The sequence below is a fragment of the Vibrio sp. Vb0888 genome (genome assembly GCF_033338835.1).
GTDB lineage: Bacteria > Pseudomonadota > Gammaproteobacteria > Enterobacterales > Vibrionaceae > Vibrio > Vibrio alginolyticus.
Genome location: NZ_JAWOTL010000187.1, coordinates 1 through 1,243 on the forward strand (window position 1 = coordinate 1; position 1,243 = coordinate 1,243).

At 46.6% G+C, this 1,243-nt stretch carries 1 protein-coding gene and 1 pseudogene; both read left to right on the plus strand.

Annotation, left to right across the window (positions count from 1 at the left end; genetic code table 11):
- Positions 1–481, plus strand: a 481-nt coding sequence (locus tag R7P72_RS24905; protein ID WP_318110946.1) for a SprT family zinc-dependent metalloprotease, incomplete at its 5' end; no start/stop codon positions are given.
- 119 nt (positions 482–600) lie between these two features.
- Positions 601–1,243 (plus strand): annotated as a pseudogene (locus R7P72_RS24910) (endonuclease); the annotation flags it as partial.

Consider the following 1,243-nt stretch of genomic DNA (forward strand, 5'->3'; position numbering starts at 1 on the left):
TTATAAAGCCAAGCAAGTCATGGCTGATTGTATCTCTTTGGCACAGCAAGTATTTAAGCGCTCATTCCCTACCCCAAGCATCACATTCAACGTTCGCGGCAAAGCAGCGGGAAAAGCCTACCTTCAATTAAATCAGATTCGTCTCAACCCTATTTTATTTAGAGAAAATCCACAGGCGTTTTTGGAAGAAGTAATTCCTCATGAAGTCGCCCACTTAATCACCTACCAAGTGTACGGCCGAGTTCGACCACACGGAAAAGAGTGGCGGGGCGTCATGGAATCCGTATTTGGTATTCCTGCCAACACCACACACCGCTTTGAAGTTACCTCAGTCCAAGGTAAGACGTTTGAGTATCGTTGCGGCTGCATGACCTACCCGCTCTCGATTCGCCGACATAATAAAGTTCTGCGCAAAGAGGCAGCCTACTCCTGTCAAAAATGCCACCAGCCTTTGAATTTTACAGGTGTTCAACTTTCTTAATCTCGCCGGTGAGAAACAGCGGCGATCACTTGTTTATTTTTATTATTAACAGACTCATTACGAAAGCCAATCTCTGAGTGGTAGAATGATTAAAGTCATACTTTTTAAAGACTTTAATCATGAAATACTTGTTTACTCTGTTTCTCTTTGTTCTTTCTAGTTCCGCTTTTTCTGCCCCTCCTAGCTCATTTTCTGCCGCCAAACGTGAAGCGGTGAAAATCTATCAAGACCACCCAAGCAGTTTTTACTGCGGTTGTGATATCCAGTGGCAAGGCAAAAAAGGCATTCCTGACTTAGCCTCTTGCGGTTACCAAGTTCGCAAACAAGAAAAACGCGCAGCTCGCATTGAATGGGAACATGTGGTTCCTGCCTGGCAATTCGGCCACCAGCTCCAGTGTTGGCAAAGCGGTGGGCGTAAAAACTGTTCGCGCAACGACACGGCTTTTAAACTCATGGAAGCGGATTTACACAACCTGACCCCAGCGGTTGGTGAGGTGAACGGTGACCGTTCTAACTTCAACTTCAGCCAATGGAACGGCATGGATGGTGTCAGCTATGGCCGCTGCGACATGCAAGTGAACTTCAAGCAACGCAAAGTAATGCCACCCGACAGAGCTCGCGGCTCGATTGCTCGCACTTACTTGTACATGAGCAAGGAGTACGGATTCAAACTATCCAAACAGTAAACTCAGCTAATGAGTGCTTGGAACAAAACCTATCCGGTAGACAAATGGGAATGTGAGCGTGATGAGCGCATCGCCA